This window comes from Streptomyces sp. NPDC101191 (genome assembly GCF_044767915.1).
Taxonomy (GTDB): domain Bacteria; phylum Actinomycetota; class Actinomycetes; order Streptomycetales; family Streptomycetaceae; genus Streptomyces.
In genome coordinates, this window is sequence record NZ_JBIWOU010000001.1 from 967,117 (window position 1) to 982,767 (window position 15,651).

Annotated in this window: 15 protein-coding genes and 1 pseudogene; 5 read left to right on the forward strand and 11 right to left on the reverse strand. The window is 73.9% G+C overall.

Features of this window, described 5'->3' with window-relative positions; all coding sequences use genetic code 11:
• Positions 1–47 precede the first annotated feature (47 nt).
• From ACIRQF_RS04245 to ACIRQF_RS04260, 4 genes and pseudogenes are all read left to right on the forward strand, one after another.
• A complete protein-coding gene (locus ACIRQF_RS04245; RefSeq protein WP_404088714.1) occupies positions 48–551 on the forward strand; it encodes an NUDIX hydrolase in 504 nt (167 codons plus the stop codon).
• Between the two features lie 99 nt (positions 552–650).
• On the forward strand, positions 651–1,517 hold the full coding sequence (locus ACIRQF_RS04250) for a DUF6585 family protein (protein WP_404088717.1): 867 nt from the start codon (positions 651–653) through the stop codon (positions 1,515–1,517).
• Between the two features lie 11 nt (positions 1,518–1,528).
• Positions 1,529–1,738, forward strand: a pseudogene (locus ACIRQF_RS04255) (phosphodiester glycosidase family protein); the annotation flags it as partial.
• A gap of 137 nt (positions 1,739–1,875) precedes the next feature.
• Positions 1,876–2,673 carry a VOC family protein gene (locus ACIRQF_RS04260; RefSeq protein ID WP_376636770.1) on the forward strand — a complete coding sequence of 266 codons (798 nt, stop codon included), beginning with the start codon at positions 1,876–1,878 and terminating at the stop codon, positions 2,671–2,673.
• Between the two features lie 141 nt (positions 2,674–2,814).
• Here ACIRQF_RS04260 and ACIRQF_RS04265 read toward each other — a convergent pair whose 3' ends face one another.
• From ACIRQF_RS04265 to ACIRQF_RS04315, 11 genes are all read right to left on the reverse strand, one after another.
• The gene (locus ACIRQF_RS04265; RefSeq protein ID WP_404088721.1) at positions 2,815–4,407 is read right to left on the reverse strand and encodes a hypothetical protein; all 1,593 of its coding nucleotides are present in this window, start codon (positions 4,405–4,407) and stop codon (positions 2,815–2,817) included.
• A 129-nt stretch (positions 4,408–4,536) separates the two neighbouring features.
• Positions 4,537–4,731: a hypothetical protein gene (locus ACIRQF_RS04270; protein ID WP_365339128.1), complete on the reverse strand. Its 195-nt coding sequence runs from the start codon at positions 4,729–4,731 to the stop codon at positions 4,537–4,539.
• Between the two features lie 125 nt (positions 4,732–4,856).
• Entirely contained in the window at positions 4,857–5,528 is a 672-nt protein-coding gene (locus ACIRQF_RS04275; protein ID WP_376636768.1) for an ABC transporter ATP-binding protein, read from the reverse strand.
• Positions 5,521–6,600 carry an ABC transporter ATP-binding protein gene (locus ACIRQF_RS04280; RefSeq protein WP_404088724.1) on the reverse strand — a complete coding sequence of 360 codons (1,080 nt, stop codon included), beginning with the start codon at positions 6,598–6,600 and terminating at the stop codon, positions 5,521–5,523. The genes ACIRQF_RS04275 and ACIRQF_RS04280 overlap by 8 nt, the downstream gene beginning before the upstream one ends.
• Complete coding sequence (locus ACIRQF_RS04285; RefSeq protein WP_376636766.1) at positions 6,597–7,433, reverse strand: ABC transporter permease; 837 nt, start codon at positions 7,431–7,433, stop codon at positions 6,597–6,599. The genes ACIRQF_RS04280 and ACIRQF_RS04285 overlap by 4 nt, the downstream gene beginning before the upstream one ends.
• Complete coding sequence (locus ACIRQF_RS04290) at positions 7,426–8,418, reverse strand: ABC transporter permease (RefSeq protein WP_404088727.1); 993 nt, start codon at positions 8,416–8,418, stop codon at positions 7,426–7,428. The genes ACIRQF_RS04285 and ACIRQF_RS04290 overlap by 8 nt, the downstream gene beginning before the upstream one ends.
• A complete protein-coding gene (locus ACIRQF_RS04295; protein ID WP_404088729.1) occupies positions 8,415–10,043 on the reverse strand; it encodes an ABC transporter substrate-binding protein in 1,629 nt (542 codons plus the stop codon). Before ACIRQF_RS04295 ends, ACIRQF_RS04290 begins: the two co-directional genes overlap by 4 nt.
• Before the next feature lie 88 nt (positions 10,044–10,131).
• Entirely contained in the window at positions 10,132–11,226 is a 1,095-nt protein-coding gene (locus ACIRQF_RS04300) for an acyl-CoA dehydrogenase family protein (RefSeq protein WP_404088731.1), read from the reverse strand.
• Entirely contained in the window at positions 11,223–12,416 is a 1,194-nt protein-coding gene (locus ACIRQF_RS04305) for an acyl-CoA dehydrogenase family protein (protein ID WP_376636762.1), read from the reverse strand. The genes ACIRQF_RS04300 and ACIRQF_RS04305 overlap by 4 nt, the downstream gene beginning before the upstream one ends.
• Positions 12,413–13,381 (reverse strand): NADPH:quinone oxidoreductase family protein, encoded by a 969-nt coding sequence (locus ACIRQF_RS04310; protein ID WP_404088734.1) that lies wholly within the window; start codon positions 13,379–13,381, stop codon positions 12,413–12,415. The genes ACIRQF_RS04305 and ACIRQF_RS04310 overlap by 4 nt, the downstream gene beginning before the upstream one ends.
• A gap of 392 nt (positions 13,382–13,773) precedes the next feature.
• Positions 13,774–14,421 carry a helix-turn-helix domain-containing protein gene (locus ACIRQF_RS04315; RefSeq protein WP_404088736.1) on the reverse strand — a complete coding sequence of 216 codons (648 nt, stop codon included), beginning with the start codon at positions 14,419–14,421 and terminating at the stop codon, positions 13,774–13,776.
• 64 nt (positions 14,422–14,485) lie between these two features.
• Between ACIRQF_RS04315 and ACIRQF_RS04320 the strand changes: the two genes are divergently transcribed.
• The gene (locus ACIRQF_RS04320; RefSeq protein ID WP_404088738.1) at positions 14,486–15,511 is read left to right on the forward strand and encodes an NAD(P)/FAD-dependent oxidoreductase; all 1,026 of its coding nucleotides are present in this window, start codon (positions 14,486–14,488) and stop codon (positions 15,509–15,511) included.
• Positions 15,512–15,651 lie beyond the last annotated feature (140 nt).

Genomic DNA, 15,651 nt, shown 5'->3' on the forward strand with positions numbered 1-15,651 from the left:
TCATGGTGTTGGCTGGTCGCAGCACCCGACCGCTACGAGGAGACGTCATGACCGCGCCCGCATCCGCGCACCGCAACGCCCAGCCACCCGCCGCCCAGGCCTCTCTGGGTGCCGGTGTGGTGGTGACCGACGAGGCCGGGCGGGTGCTGCTCGGGCTGCACCGTTCGGGCGTGTGGGAGCTGCCCGGTGGCAAGGTGGATCCGGGCGAGTCCATCGAGCAGGCGGCGGTCCGCGAACTCGCCGAGGAGACCACCCTCGTGGCCGACGCGGCCGACGTGTCGGTGATCGGCCTGGTGCTCGACACGCAGGCGTCGGCGGAGCTGACCCGGCTGACGGCGGCGACGGTGGTCCACGCCCACACCGGCGCTCCGGCCGTCGCCGAGCCCGACAAGATCGAGCGCTGGGAGTGGTTCGCACCGGACGCCCTGCCCACCGCCCTCTTCGTCCCCTCGGCGCAGGTCCTGAAGTTCTGGCGCCCCGGACTCCCGCTCGCCGAGGCCGCGTTCCACCGCTACCCCATCGTCCCGCAGGGGCTGCCCGCAGCACGGTAGGCGGACACCTCCGGGCGCGCCCGGCGCCTCCACTCGCCCGCGCGCCGGGCCTGGTCCGCAGCTCCGGCCGCTGTCATCATGCGGTCGGGGGGGTGCGCTATGGAGCGGCTCGACCGGGTGACGGTGCCGCCGCCGGACGAGGCGGCGACGCGAGCGGCGCGGGAGGCGGAACTCGGAGCCTATATACGGGGGTTCCGTGCCCGTCATACCGACGGACTGCGGGTGTCACGGCGGCGCCCGTGGGCGCCGGCGCTGGTCCTCCTCGTTGCGCTCGCGGCCCTCGCGCTCCCCGCCCTCGCGAGCCGTGCGGTCGGTCCACCGCTCGGAGTGCCCCTTCTCCTGGTGCCGTTCGGGGCGACGGGGTGGCTGCTGTGGCGGTCGTTACGGACCCGCGTGACGCCGCTGCGGCCCCGGGACTACGTGTACCTGTACGAGCGGGGCCTGGTCTGCCCCGGCGAGGGCGGGCCCGCGCGGGCGGTGGCCTGGCGGTGCGTCACGGCGATGCACCAGGACGTCACCCGCGTCCACGTGCACGGCGGCTACGCGGGCACCCATTACGCCTATCGGCTGCGCACCGGCGCCCGGAGCGGAGTGACGGTCGGCGGGTTCCTCGACGAGGAGACGGTGCCGCGGCCCGCCGACTCACAGATCCGTGAGCTGGCCCAGATCGTGCTCGACGAGACGGTGCGGCGCGCGATGCCGCCCGCGGTGGACGCCTTGGAGGCGGGCGAGGCGGTGGTGTTCGGCGAGGTGAGCCTGTACGGGCACGGGATCGGGCTGCGGTCGGGGAGGGTGGTGCCGTGGGAGCGGGTGCGCCGGTGCGACTGGCGTGGGGACGGTCTGGTCGTGGTGCGGACCACGGGAGCCGGGCGCTGGACGCGCGAGGCGAAGGACATCCCCGACTTCCCGGTGTTCTGGGCGCTGGTCAAGGAGCTGTTCCCGCAGGCGCGCGAGTTCCGCCGCTGAGCCGACGTGCGGTGTTCATCGCTGCGGGCGGGGCGGGGTGGCGGGGTGGCGGCGCTGCCGGCCTGGGAGGGGGGCGCTGCTGGCCGGGGAGGGGGCGTGCGTGGGAAGCCCTCAGCCTGGACGGCGGGGGCTCGTCGACGCTGGTCGGCCGGACTCCGGGCGAGACCTCGGTGACGGTGCGCAACCATCCCAGTGGTGGTGACGAGCGGCCCGTACCGGACGGTATGGGCGTGCTCGTCGTCGGTGGCGGGGGCCGAGAACGCGCGGGCGGACACCGTGCGTCACCGAGCGCGGCGGGCCGGAGGTGGTTAGCGTGGCGTGCAGACAAGGACGTCACGATTGGAAGCGAGTCATCGTCATGGCCTCACGACCTCTGGGCACGCCGGTCTGGACCGACGCGATGTTCACCGACCTCGAGGGTGCGAAGTCGTTCTACGGCGACGTGCTGGGCTGGACCTTCGGTGAGTCCGCATCGGAGTTCGGCAACTACACCCAGGCCTTCAAGAACGGCAAGGCGGTGGCGGCCGTCGTTCCGCCGATGCCCGGGCAGGACGGCGAGCCGCAGTCGGCCTGGTGCCTGTACTTCGCCTCGCCGGACGTGGCCGCCACCGCCGAGAAGATCAGGGCCGCCGGCGGCACGCTCCTCATGGAGCCCATGCAGGTGGGCGACTTCGGTTCGATGTGTCTCGCGCAGGACCCGACGGGCTGTGTGTTCGGTGTCTGGCAGGCCGGCGCCCACGAGGGCTTCGAGCTGGAGGGCGCCACGGGCGCCTATGTGTGGGCGGAGGTGTTCACGCGTGACCCGGCGAAGGCCGACGCCTTCTACTCGGCGGTCTTCGGCTACGGCTCGAAGAAGATGCAGGACGACAAGATCGACTACCGGGTCTTCGACCTGGGGGCCGATCCGGTGCTCGGCCGGATGGTGATGACGGCGGAGGACTTCCCGGCGGAGATCCCCGCGTACATCCAGATCTACTTCGGCGTCGACAACTGCGACAAGGCGATCGAGGCCGCCGAGGCGGCCGGCGGGCGCAAGGTCTTCGGCCCGATGGACAGCCCCTTCGGGCGCTTCGCCGCACTGCTGGACCCGCAGGGCGCGGCCTTCGCCGTGATCGACACGAGGACGACGGTCGGCGAGATGCCCGAGATGGTGTGACGCAGCTCCTCGGCGAGGCGGGTGCCCGGGACCGCGGGGGTCCCGGGCACCCGTGTGTACGGGGGCGGGGTCAGGGCCGTCTGCTCCCGCGCGGGACCAGACGGCCTCCCCCATGGGTGCGGCCCCGTGCGGGGACGCGGTTCAGGCCCCGTCGCGGACGGAGACGATGCCGTTGAAGACGCCGACGTACGCGGTGCCGTCCGGGCCGATGGTGATCGGGGCCCAGTTGTTGTCGTAGGCGGGGCCGGTGCCGGTGAGGCGGGACCAGGCGCGCGCGCCGGTGCGGAAGTCGACGGCCGTCAGGTACCAGGCGTCGATGCCGAGGGCGTGGGGTCGCTTTTCGTAGAAGTAGAGGAGTCCGTTGGCCGTGGACAGCTTGGGCACGGTGGAGGGTGAGCGGACGTCGCTCTGCCACACGGTGTCGCAGCCGCTGCCGTCGGGCCGGACGTCGACGCGGGTGGCACCGCCGACGACGCTGCGCCCGAAGGTGAGGGTGGCGGGGTTCTCGTAGCCGTAGTTGTTCTCCACGACCAGGCTGTCGCCCCAGCTGATCAGGGAGTTGTCGGTGGTGGAGGCGCCGGAGCCGAAGACCGGGACCTTGCAGACGAGGCGGTCGGCCTCGGCCACGTCCGTGCCGCGCCGGTACACGAGGACGTTCATGCGGTCGTCGGCGTTGTCGGTGATGGCGACGTACTTCGCGCCGTTCTGGCCGAAGAGGTCGGGTGTCGTGCCCGAACCCTGGTTCACGGAGCCGGGTTTGGTGCCGGTGCCGCGGTCGTAGGTCTGCCGCCACTGGATCCGCGGGGTGCCGTCGGGGTCGGCGCGGAAGCTGTAGAGGGCGTGGTCGGAGACGATGGAGACGCCGTCCTCGGCGACGGAGAAGGAGTTCTGGATCTCCTCGCCGTCGAGCCGGATCGCGCGGGTGGCTCCGGTGGCGGGGTCGACGGTGCCGACGCGACCGAGCCGGGTGACCCACCAGATGCGCCCCTGCCAGTCGGGCATGACGGAGGTGACGGGGTCGCAGACGCCGCTGGGGAAGAGGTTCGTCCAGCTGACGCAGTCGTGCGGGACGAGCGGGGTGAGGTCCCAGTCGTTCTGGACCACGAACTCCCAGGCTCCGTCGCTCTTCTGACGGTGTGCGATCCGCAGGACGTGCTGGCGGGAGTCGGCCAGGACGACCCGGTCCCGGTCGTCGAGGTAGAAGTAGGCACCGCCGGACGTGTCCTTGAAGATCTTCTCGAAGTCGAGGCGGGTGACGGCCTCGACGGTGGAGGAGCGCTGCGGCAGCCGGTGCTCGGCGAGGGTGTCGAGGGTGCGGGGGTCGAGCAGCTTGAGCAGGAAGCCCTGGAAGGTGCCGCACACGGTGACGAGCCGGCCGCCGGTGTCGAAGGTGACGGTGGCGCATTCGCCGCCGAGCGCGGCGATCTTCTCGCTGTCGACGCGCGGATCGCGGCCGAGCGGCCCGGAGTAGGGGTGGGTACCGCTGCCGGCGGCGTCGGCGTGCATGCCGCTGCGCCCGTTGGGGGCGAGGTACGGGTGCTGGGGCGGCGCCTCGGCCGGGACGGGCCGGGCGGTGGCGGGCGCGCCTTCGTAGGGGGCGACGAGCCGGTGCCCGGGGGCGAGCGGTATCTCGTCGGCGAGGGCGACGGGGGTGGCGAGCGCGAGGGCGGTCGCGCTCACTGCGGCGATGAGCGCGAGTGCGCGGGCTCGCCGGCTGGGGGGTCGGGTGGTCAATGCGGCTCCTCGGGTCCGTACGAAGGTCGCGCCGGCGGCCGACGCTAGGCCCGAGTGCGGGAGATGTACAGGGAAGCGCCTTCTGTTTCGCGGGCACTTCACGATCATGAAACAGCGCGCGGGACGAGCTCAGGGTTTGAGGCTGGAGACCACGTTGGCGGTGGCGGCCACTCCGTTCTGGATGGTCGGGGCCATGCTGGTGCTCGCCAGGAAGAAGCCGAGCAGGGCGCAGACGATGGCGTGCGAGACCTTCAGGCCGCCGTTGCGGAGAAAGATCACCGCCAGGATCAGCAGAAGCAGCACCACGGATACGGAAATGGCCATCGCCCTCACCCTCCTTGCGCCGCACCGGAATTGCGGCGTTCGGCGGACAGTGTGACGGAAGGGACGATCCGGACGGCGGTACGGCAGGGCGGCCATCCGGGTGACTTTCCGGAGCAGGCCGTTCCTCAGGCGTCGGCCAGGGCTCCCGTGAGGTCCGCCCACTCGACCGTGCGGTCGCACCAGCGTTCCAGGAGCACCCGGTCGTGGCCGACCGCGAGCAGTCCCGCACCGGTCCCGGCGCGATAGGTCTCGACGGCGGCGACCAGGGCCGCGGTCGTCGAGGCGTCGAGCATCGCGGTCATCTCGTCGCAGATCAGCCAGCGCGGCCGCAGCACCAGGGCGCGGGCCAGGCAGGCGCGTTGCAGCTGCCCGTCGCTGACCTCGTGCGGGCGGCGGCCGAGCAGGTCCTCGGTGAGGCCGACCGCGGGCACGAGCCCGGCGAGGCGCTCGGGCACCAGGTCGCGGCGGCCGGTCGCGCGCAGCGGCTCGGCGATCAGGTCGGCGAGCCGCAGCCGGGGGTCGGCGGAGAGCCGGGGCTGCTGGAAGACGACCCCGACGGCGGTGCGCAGTGCGCGCGGGGCGCGGTGCCGCCACCCCCGGACCTCGGTGCCGTCGACGAGGACCCGGCCGGCGTCCGGGCGGTGGAGCAGGGCGGCCACCCGGGCGAGGGTGGACTTGCCGCAGCCGCTGGGGCCGAGCAGGCCGACGGATCCGCCGGGCGGGACGGTGAGGGTGGCGCCCCGGACGACGGGAGTGCGGGGCTCGTATCCGGCGGTGACGGAGTGGAGTTCAAGCACGGGACGCTCCCAGGGGATGGTGACAGGCGACCCCCGCCGCGAACTCCGGGCGCACGGCGCAGGCCGCGCTCGCCCGGGGGCAGCGCGGGGCGAAGGCGCAGCCCTCGGGCAGGTCGGAGAGTTCCGGCGGCAGTCCGGGGACGGGCCGGAACTCCCGCTCGGGCAGGGCGTCGAGGAGTCCGCGGGCGTACGGATGGCGGGGTCCGGGGTCGCCGAAGAAGCGGGCGGCGGAGGTGAGTTCGACGATCCGCCCGGCGTACATGACGGCCACGCGGTCGGCGACCCTGCGGGCCGCGGCCAGGTCGTGGGTGATGAGCAGCAGGGCCTTGCCCCGGTCGGCGTGGCGGCGCAGTTCGTCGGCGGTGCGGTCGACGAGCTCGCGGTCGAGTCCGGTGGTGGGTTCGTCGGCGAGCAGCAGCGGCGCGTCGCCGACGAGGGCGAGGGCGGTGGCGGCCCGCTGGGCGAGCCCCCCGGAGAGTTCGTGGGGGTGGCGGTCGAGGTGGCCGGCGGGGAAGGCGGCCCGTTCGGCGGCCGCCTCGGCCGCCGCGCGCCGCTCCCGCCGGGGGGTGCCGGTGAGGGCCCGTACGGTCTCCTCCAGGTGGGCGCGCACGGTGCGCACCGGGGTGAGGTGGGCGGCGGGGCTCTGCGGGACGAGGCCGACGCGCCTGCCCCGTACGGTGCGGGCGAGGGTGCGTTCGTCGGCGGCGAGCAGGTCGAGGGCGGGCGGGTGGACGGCACCGCCCCCGGGGTGCGCGGGCCGGCCGGCGCCGGTGGGTCGGCCGGCCCCGGCCCGGCGGGGCCCGTCCGTGAGGAGCGCGGTGCCCGTGGTCCGCGCGTTGCCGGGGAGGAGGCCGAGGAGGGCGGAGGCGAGGACGGACTTGCCGCAGCCGCTCTCACCGACGAGGGCGAGGCACTCCCCCGCCGCGAGGTCGAAGGAGGCGTCGGTGACGGCGGCGACCTGGCGTCCGCCGCGCTGCCGGAAGCGGACGGTGAGGCCGCGGACGCTGAGGACGGCGTCGCCGGCCCGCTCGGCGGTGACGGCTTCGAGGGCCCGCGCGATCTGCTCGTTCACAGCATCAGCTCCGATCGGCGGCGCGGGTTGAGCCGGTCGCGCCAGACTCCGGCGAGACCGGCGAGGGCGAGGGTGGGCACGATGAGCAGGAGGCCGGGGAAGAGGGTCGGCCACCAGGCGCCGGCGAGCAGCGACGAGCGGGCGTTCTGGACGAGGTTGCCGAGGCTGGCCTGGTGGCTCGGCAGTCCGAGGCCGAGGAAGGACAGCGCCGACTCGTGCCACATGGCGTGCGGCACCATCAGCACGGCGGCGAGCCCGGCCTGCGGCAGCACCGCGGGCAGCAGGTGCCGTACGGCGATCCGCCATCGGGAGGAGCCGCCGGAGATCGCGGCGTCGACGAAGGGCCGCGAGCGCAGCGAGAGGACCTCGGAGCGGACGATGCGGGCGGTGGACAGCCAGTGGGTGAGCGCCACGGAGACGATCACCGGCCAGACTCCGGGCCGGAACACGGCCACGAGGAAGATGCCGAGGAGCAGGTGCGGCACGGAGGAGAAGCCGTCCACGATCCGCATCACGAAGCGGTCGGCGCGGCCGCCGAGCGCTCCCGCGGCCGCGCCGACGCCGGTGCCGATCACGGTCGCCACGAGCGCGGCGACCAGCCCGACGAGGAGGGAGACCCGCAGTCCGTAGACGCAGCGCAGGAGCAGGTCGCGGCCGACGTCGTCGGTGCCGAAGGGGTGCTCCCAGGAGGGCGGGAGGAGTTTCCGGCCCAGGTCGACGGCCTGTTCGTCGAGTTGGACGACGGGCGGGACGAGGAGGACGGCGAGGACGGCGGTGCCGACGACGAGGGCGGAGCTCCACAGCCGCATCCGCCGGGTGCGGGGGTCAGCCATCGAAGCCCACCCTCGGGTCCGCGAGCCCGTACAGCAGGTCGGAGAGGAGATTGCCGAGCAGGACCGCGGCGGTCGCGAGCACGGTGAGGGCGGCGAGCAGCGGGAAGTCGACGGAGACGGCGGCCTGGACGGTGGCGGCGGCGATGCCGGGCCAGCTGAAGACGGTCTCCACGAGGAGGGCGCCGGTGATGAGTTCGGGGACGCGGGAACCGACGAGCGTGAGCACGGGCAGCATCCCGGAACGCAGGGCGTGGCCGGTGAGGACGGTCCGTTCGGCGAGGCCGCGGGCCCGGGCGCCGCGTACCGGGTCCTCCTCCAGGGCGTCGCCGACGCCCTGGCGTACGTACAGGAAGAACCAGGGCAGTTGGGAGATCCCGAGGACGAGGGCGGGCAGCACGAGGTGGCGGGCGACCTGCTCGGCGGTGACGGTGTCGCCGGTGGTGTCGGTGAGTCCGCCGGCGGGCAGCGCGCCCAGCTTCAGGGCGAAGAACCAGATGGCGAGCAGCCCGAGCCAGAAGGCGGGGGCGGCTTCCAGGGTGTACGCGGCGGAGCTGACGGCCCGGTCGAGGAGGCCGCCGCGGCGGCGTCCGGCGAGGACGCCGAGGGCGGTGCCGAGGACGATCGCGACGAGGAAGGCGGTGACGGCGAGCAGGGCGGACCAGCCGACCCGTTCGGCGATCACGTCGACGACGGGCCGGCGCATGACGCCGGAGTCGCCGAGGTCGCCCTGGAGGGCGTGGCCGAGCCACTCCCACCAGCGGGTGGGCCACGGCCGGTCGGCCCCGAGGTTGGCGCGCAGCTGGTCGAGGTTCTCCTGCGAGGCGGTGAGTCCGGCGGTGCCGGCGTAGGCCTTGACGGGGTCGAAGGGGGAGGCGGCGGCGACGGCGAACACCGCGAGGGTGACGGCGAGGAGGACGGGGACGGCGGCGAGGGCGCGCCGCCCGGCCATCCGGGCCATGGCCCCCCAGGGGAGGCGGCGGCTCATTTCGCGCTCTCTCCGGCCTTCTTCGGCTTCCAGTCCTCGATGTTCCACCAGGGGCCGGAGGCGAGGCCGTGGTCGTGCGGTTCGACCTGGGTGCCGAGTCCGCCGCCGGGGGTCGTCTCCCAGCGGTCGGCGACGACGTACAGGTGGTCGATGTGGGTGAGGAAGGTGTAGCCGGGGTTCTTCTGCAACTGGCGCTGGACTGTGTCGTAGGCAGCGCGGCGCCGGGCGGGGTCGTCGGTGCGGCGGCCGTCCTCCAGCGCCTGGTCGACGGTCCGGTCGGCGTAGCGGGCCATGTTGTTGAAGCCGTCGCCGGCGAGGGTGGACTTCAGGAGGAGGTACTGGTCGAAGTCGGGGTCGCCGGGCGAGCCGCCGCCGGCGAGGACGGCGTCGGTCCTCATGCGGGGCTCGATGACCTCCCAGGTGCCGGCCTGGGTGGTGAGGGCGATGCCGGCCTTCCTGGCGTCGGAGGCGTAGGCGAGGGCGTGGTCCTGGCGGAGCTTGTCGCCGGAGAGGTACCAGAGCGGGAAGGCGGCGCGGACGCCGTTCCTCACCCGGACGCCGTCGGGGCCGGGCTTCCAGCCGGCCTCGTCGAGGATCTTCCGTGCCCCGGCGAGGTCGTGGCGGCGCTCGGTGCCCCGGGCGAACCAGGGGCTGCCGGTGGGGACGGGTCCGTAGGCGGGCTTGCCGGCGCCGTCGAGGATCTTGTCGACCATGGCCTGCCGGTCGACGGCGAGGTCGAGGGCGCGGCGGATCGCCGCGTCGCCGGCGACGGGGTTGTCGGTGGGGAGGGTGACGTTGCGGTAGTCGTAGGTGGTGGCCGCGTACGTCTTCTTCGTCGCGTCGCCCTTGAACCCGGCGGCGAGGGCCGGCGGCAGGACGGCGGCGTCGAGGTCGCCCGCGCGCAGCCGGGTGGCGCGGACGTCGTCGTCCTTGACGACGGCCATGACGAACCTCTTCACGGCCGGGGCGCCGCCCCAGTAGTCGGGGTTGGCCTCGAAGGTGAGCTTCTCGCCCTTGGACCAGCCGGTGAGGACGTACGGGCCGGTGCCGACGGGCTTGGTCGTGAACGGGCCGGTGTTGACGTCCTGCCGGCCGGCGACGTGCTCGGGGGCGATGGCGAGGACGGTGCGCTGGGCGAAGGGCGCGTAGGGGTACTTGAGGGTGAAGACGACGGTGTCGGCGCCGACGGCCCTGACGTCCTTGAGCGCGTCGAGTTCGGTACGCGAGGCGTTGTTGGTCCTCGGGTCCAGGACGGTCCGATAGGTGAAGACGACGTCCGCGGCGGTGAAGGGGTGTCCGTCGCTGAACTTCACGCCCCGGCGCAGCTTGTACGTGTACGTCAGGCCGTCGGCGCTGACGGCGGGCAGGGCGGCGGCGAGGGCGGGGCGCAGCTCCATGCGGGCGTCGAAGGCGAGCAGCCCGTCGAAGATCTTGGAGTTGCCGTCCTTGCCGTAGCCGAGGAGGGGGCTGAGGGTCTCGGGTTCGTAGGCGATGCCGACGACCGCGGAATCCTCGGGGCCGCCGGAGCCCGCGGCGCCGCCGGGGTTCGCGCAGGCCGCCGCGCTGAGGACGGTGGCCCCGGTGAGTATCGCGGCGGTCGCGCGGCGGACGGATCGGGCGGCCATGGTGTCCACACCCCTCTTGAAGATCAACTGCTATTGCGAACAAGTCGCAATTAAACAGTACGTAGAGGGGTGCGAACACATGGGCCCCTTACCGGGGGGCGGGCAGCTCCACCAGGGCCGCGATGGCGTCCTGATGCCGGCCGGCCGAACCCAGCGCCGTCTGGTCGGACTTGGCCCGCTTCAGCGCCAGGTGCGCGGGGTGCTCCCAGGTCATGCCGATGCCGCCGTGCAGCTGGACGCACTCCTCGGCGGCGTGCACGGCGGTCTTCGAGCAGTAGGCCTGCGCGACGGCCACCGTCAGCTCGGCGTCGGGCGCGCCGGTCGCCAGCGCGTCGGCGGCGGCGCGGGCCGCAGCCCTGGCGCCCACGAGCTCCAGCCAGAGCTGGGCCATCCGGTGCTTCAGGGCCTGGAAGGAGCCGATCGGGCGGTTGAACTGATGCCGTTCCCTGGTGTGCCGGACAGTCTCCTCCAGGCACCACTCGGCGATCCCGAGCTGCTCGGAGGCGAGCAGTCCGGCCCCGGCGAGCAGCCCCCGCCGGACTGCGGCGGCCGAGGTCCCGGCATCGGCCAGGCGCGTGCCGACGGCGCCGTCCGCGTCGACGACGGCCAGCGGCCGGGTCAGGTCGAGCGAGGAGCGCGGGGTGATCACCGCGTCGGCGGCGGGCACGGCGTACAGCCCGTCGGCCCGCGGGACGAGGAGGACGTCGGCGGCCACGGCGTCCGCGACGGCGGGCACCGGCCCGGACCGTACGCCGGCGTCACCCGGCGCGGTGGAGAGCGGGACCGCGAGGACGGCGACGCTCCCGCCGCCCGCGAGCGCGGCGAGGAGCTCCACGGCCGGGCCGCCGTCCGCGTCGAGCGCCAGCAGGGTCTCGGTCGCCACCACGGCGCTGGTGAGGTACGGGACGGGGGTGACGGCCCGGCCCAGCTCCTCCAGGACCACGGCGGCCTCGCGGTGGCTCGCGCCCTGGCCGCCCAGCTTCTCGGGGACGAGAAGTCCGGCGGCGCCGATCCCGCCGCCGAGCGCCTCCCACAGGCCGGGGACGTACGGGCGTTCGCCCTCGATCCGGCCGAGCACGGTCTGCGCGTCGGCGCGGTCGGCGAGCAGGGAGCGGACCGCGGCGCGCAGGTCGTCCTCGGTGTCGGAGTACAACAGGTCGGCCGTGGGCGTCGTTTCCGTCATCGGGCGAGGTCCTTCCAGGCGACGTCCTTGTCGTTGCGGGGCTCGGAGGGCAGGCCCAGGACCCGCTCGGCGACGATGTTGAGCAGCACCTCGGTCGTGCCGCCCTCGATCGAGTTGCCCTTGGCGCGCAGATAGCGGTAGCCCGCGTCACGGCCGGTGAAATCGACCAGGTCGGGCCGGGCCATCGTCCAGTCGCCGTACAACAGGCCCTCATCGCCCAGGAGTTCCACCTCCAGGGCGCTGATGGCCTGGTTGAGGCGGGCGAAGCCGAGCTTGGTCGCGCTGCCCTCGGGACCCGGCTGGCCGGCGACGAGCTGCTGACGCAGCCGCTCGCCGGTGAGCCGGGCCACCTCGGCGTCGACCCACAGGTCGAGCAGTCTGCGGTGCAGGTCGTGGGTCCGCAGTTCGGGGCGCGCCCGCCAGGTCTCGGCCACCTTGCCGATCATGCCGCCCTCGCGGGGGACGCGGGCGCCGCCGATGGAGACGCGCTCGTTCATGAGCGTGGTCTGGGCGACACGCCAGCCGTCGCCGATCTCGCCGAGGCGGTGGGCGTCGGGGATGCGCACGTTCGTCAGGAAGACCTCGTTGAACTCGGCCTCACCGGTGATCTGGCGCAGCGGCCGCACCTCGACACCGGGGTCGGTCATGTCGCAGACGAAGTACGTAATGCCCCGGTGCTTGGGCAGGTCGGGGTCCGTGCGGGCGATGAGGATGGCCCAGCGGGCCACATGGGCGCTGGAGGTCCACACCTTCTGCCCGTTGACCACCCAGGAGTCGCCGTCCCGCACCGCACGGGTGCCGAGGGCGGCGAGGTCGGAGCCCGCGCCGGGCTCGCTGAAGAGCTGGCACCAGACCTCCTCACCGACCCAGAGGGGCTTCAGGAACCGCTCCTTGACTTCCTCGGAGCCGTACGCGAGGAGGGTCGGGGCGGCCATGCCGAGGCCGATGCCGATCCGGCGCGGGTCGTTGTCGGGGGCTCCGGCGGCGGCGAGTTCGGCGTCGACGACGGCCTGGAGGGAGCGCGGGGCGTCGAGTCCGCCGAGGCCCTTCGGGTAGTGCACCCAGGCGAGACCGGCGTCGAAGCGGGCCCGCAGGAAGTCGCCGCGCCCGGTCGTGGCGGGCGGGTGCTCGGCGAGCAACCGCCGGGTCCGCTCCACGAGTTCGGCGGCGTCGGGACGGGATCCCGTCATGCGCGGGCTCCTTCCGGAAGGACGACGAGTCGGCCGGTGGTGGTGCCCTCGGAGATGCGCTGCACGGCGTCGGCGGCGTCGGCGAAGGCCACGCGCTCGCTCACGTAGGGCTTGACGAGCCCCTTGGCGGCGAGCGCGGTGAGGGTCTCGTGGCAGCGCAGGACGGCGGCCGGGTCCTTGAGGTTGTAGAGGCCCCAGTGCAGGCCCACGATCGAGTAGTTCTTGATCAGGGCGTGGTTGAGGGCGGGGGCCGGGACGGTGCCGCTGGCGAAGCCGACGATCAGGATCCGGCCCTCGAAGGCCACGAGCTTGGCGGACTGCTGGTAGGCCGCGCCCCCGACCGGGTCGTAGATCACGTCGGCGCCGCGACCGCCGGTGGCCTCCTTGACGGCCGCGACGACGTCCTCGGCGTGCCGGTCGACGACGACGTCGCAGCCGATCCCGCGGGCCACGGCGGCCTTGTCCGCACCACCGACGACACCGATGACGGTGGCGCCGGCCGCCTTGCCGAGCTGGACGGCGGCGCTGCCGACGCCGCCCGCGGCGGCGTGGACGAGCAGCGTCTCGCCCTCCCGCAGGCCGGCCCTGCGGTGGAGGCCGAACCAGCCGGTCTGGTAGCCGATGTGCAGTGCCGCCGCCTCGGCGTCGTCCAGCGCCTCGGGCGCCGGCAGCAGCGCCGCCTCGTCGGCCACCGCGTACTCCGCGAGTCCGCCGTAGGGCAGGGCGGGGGTCGCGATGACCCGGCGCCCGTCCTCCGTCTCGGCGCAGATCTCCACGCCGGGGGTGAAGGGCAGCGGGGGCCGCACCTGGTACTGCCCCCGGCACAGCAGGGCGTCCGGGAAGTTGAGGCCGGTGGCGCGGACCTTGAGCAGCACCTGCCCGGGTCCGGGCTCCGGCCGGTCGGTCTCGTCGAGCTGCATCACCTCGCCCGGCTCACCGTTCTCGTGCACTCGCCATGCCTGCATCCGGGGCCTCCACGTGCTGTCGTGCGTCCTGCGGGGTCGCTCGCATACTAAGCGGTCGCTTGGCTTCGCGGAACCTGCCGCGCACTCCCTCTTTGCGCCGCTGCCGATTTCGTCGGCCATGCGCTCCCGTGCGTACGATCTCGACTTCCACGCCAGGGCCCCAAGGGCGAGGGCCCGGGGCACCGGCCTCCCGGCCGTGCCCGCCCTTCCTCCGGATCCGGTGCGCACCGCCGCTGCTCACGTCTCGGGCCTCGTCGGCACGGCGCTCCTCGCCGTCGGCACCCCCCCGTGAGCGGCAGGACGAGCGCCCACCGAGGCGACGCGGGAGCTGGACGGGCTCGCCGCAGCACGGAACTGGTGGTCCGCGCGGCCGCCCCCGCAGCTGTGGCTCCCTAGGAGCTCTTCGGACGCGCGCGTACGTGCATCCGCTCGCCCTGCGGGCCGAAGAGGCTCAGGAACTCCACGGGCCGGTCGCCCGCCGGGCCGAACCAGTGCGGCACGCGGGTGTCGAACTCGGCGGCCTCGCCGGCCCCGAGCACCACGTCGTGCTCTCCGAGGACGAGCCGCAACCGCCCGGACAGCACGTACAGCCACTCGTAGCCCTCGTGGACCCGCGGGTCGGGCGTCTCGGCGCCGGGTTGCTGCACCACCTTGTACGCCTGGAGGCCGCCCGGCTGGCGGGTGAGCGGGTACATCGTGCGCCCGTGCCGCACGATGGGCTTCGCCCGGACGCGCGGATCGCCGGCCGGCGGCGCACCAACCAGTTCGTCCAGCGGGACCTGGTGGGCCCGGGCGATCGGCAGCAGCAGCTCCAGGCTGGGCTTGCGCTGTCCGGACTCCAGGCGTGAGAGCGTGCTCACCGAGATGCCGGTGGAGGTGGACAGCTCGGCCAGGGTCGCGCCCCGCTCCCGCCGGATGCGGCGCAGCCGGGGGCCGACCTCGCTGAGCACCTCGTCGATGCGTTCGTCTTCCCGGGCGTCCTGGGACCGGTCCTCCTGTCGGTGGGTGTGCCGGTCATCGCGTGCGTCTTCGGCGGTCATGGATCCATTGCAGAAACAGCAACTCCATTTGTCAATCAAGCAGCGCCAGGTCCACTCTCGCGGTATGAGCGAGAACCCTTCCGGCGAGACCGGGACCGCGGCGCGGTCCGAGGCGGCGGCCGAGACACAGACCGGGACCGGCACGGACATCGGGGCCGGGACGTACGACGTGGTGGTGGTCGGCGGCGGCGCGGCCGGGCTCAGCGCCGCCCTGGTCCTGGGCCGCGCGCGGCGCCGGACCCTCGTGGTCGACGCCGGCGAGCCACGCAACGCACCGGCCGCCCACATGCAGGGCTACCTCACCCGGGACGGCATGAGCCCGGCCGAATTCCTGGCGGCCGGGCAGCGCGAGATCGCCTCGTACGGCGTGGACCGGCTGAGCGGCCTCGTCACGGACGCGGTCCCGCTCGGGGACGAGGGTTTCGCCCTCACGCTGGCGGACGGACGGCGGGTCCTGGCCCGCCGGCTGATCGTCACCACCGGTCTGACGGACGAGCTCCCGGCGATCGACGGTGTCGCCGAGCGATGGGGCGAGGACGTGCTCCACTGCCCGTACTGCCACGGCTGGGAGGTGCGTGACCGGGCCTTCGGCGTGATCGCCCACCCCGTCATGCCGGCGCACCAGGCGCTGATGGTCTCCCAGTGGTCCGCCGACGTGACCCTCTTCCTGCACACCGCCCCGGAGCCCTCGTCCGAGGATGCCGCGCGGCTCGCCGCAGCCGGCGTGACGGTCGTGACCGGCGAGGTGGCGGGCCTGGTGGTCGAGGAATCCGGGCTGACCGGCGTACGGATGACGGACGGACGGGTCGTGCCGCGCGAGGTCCTGTTCGTGGGCACCCGCACGACGCCCCGCGACGGGCTGCTCACCGCGCTCGGCGCGGCCACGCACGAGACGCCGCTGGGCAGCTTCGTCACGGTCGACGAGACGTTCCGGACGAGCGTGCCCGGCGTGTGGGCGGCGGGGAACGTGATCGGCGCCCAGGAGCAGGTCGTGAACGCGGCGAGCGGCGGCTACCGGGCGGCCGCCCTGGTCAACGCCGACCTGCTGTTCGCGGACCTGGACCGCAAGGCCGGGGTCGGGGCGGTGTAGCGGCGCGGGGTGGGTGGAGCGGCGTGCTGCCGATCCGGCGGGGCGGCGCGGCGGCGGGAGGACCGCGGCTCGGTGTCAGGGGCGCGTCGGCAGCGCCCGGCCAGGCGCTGCCGACGCGTCGTCGGCCTTCCGTTCTCAGG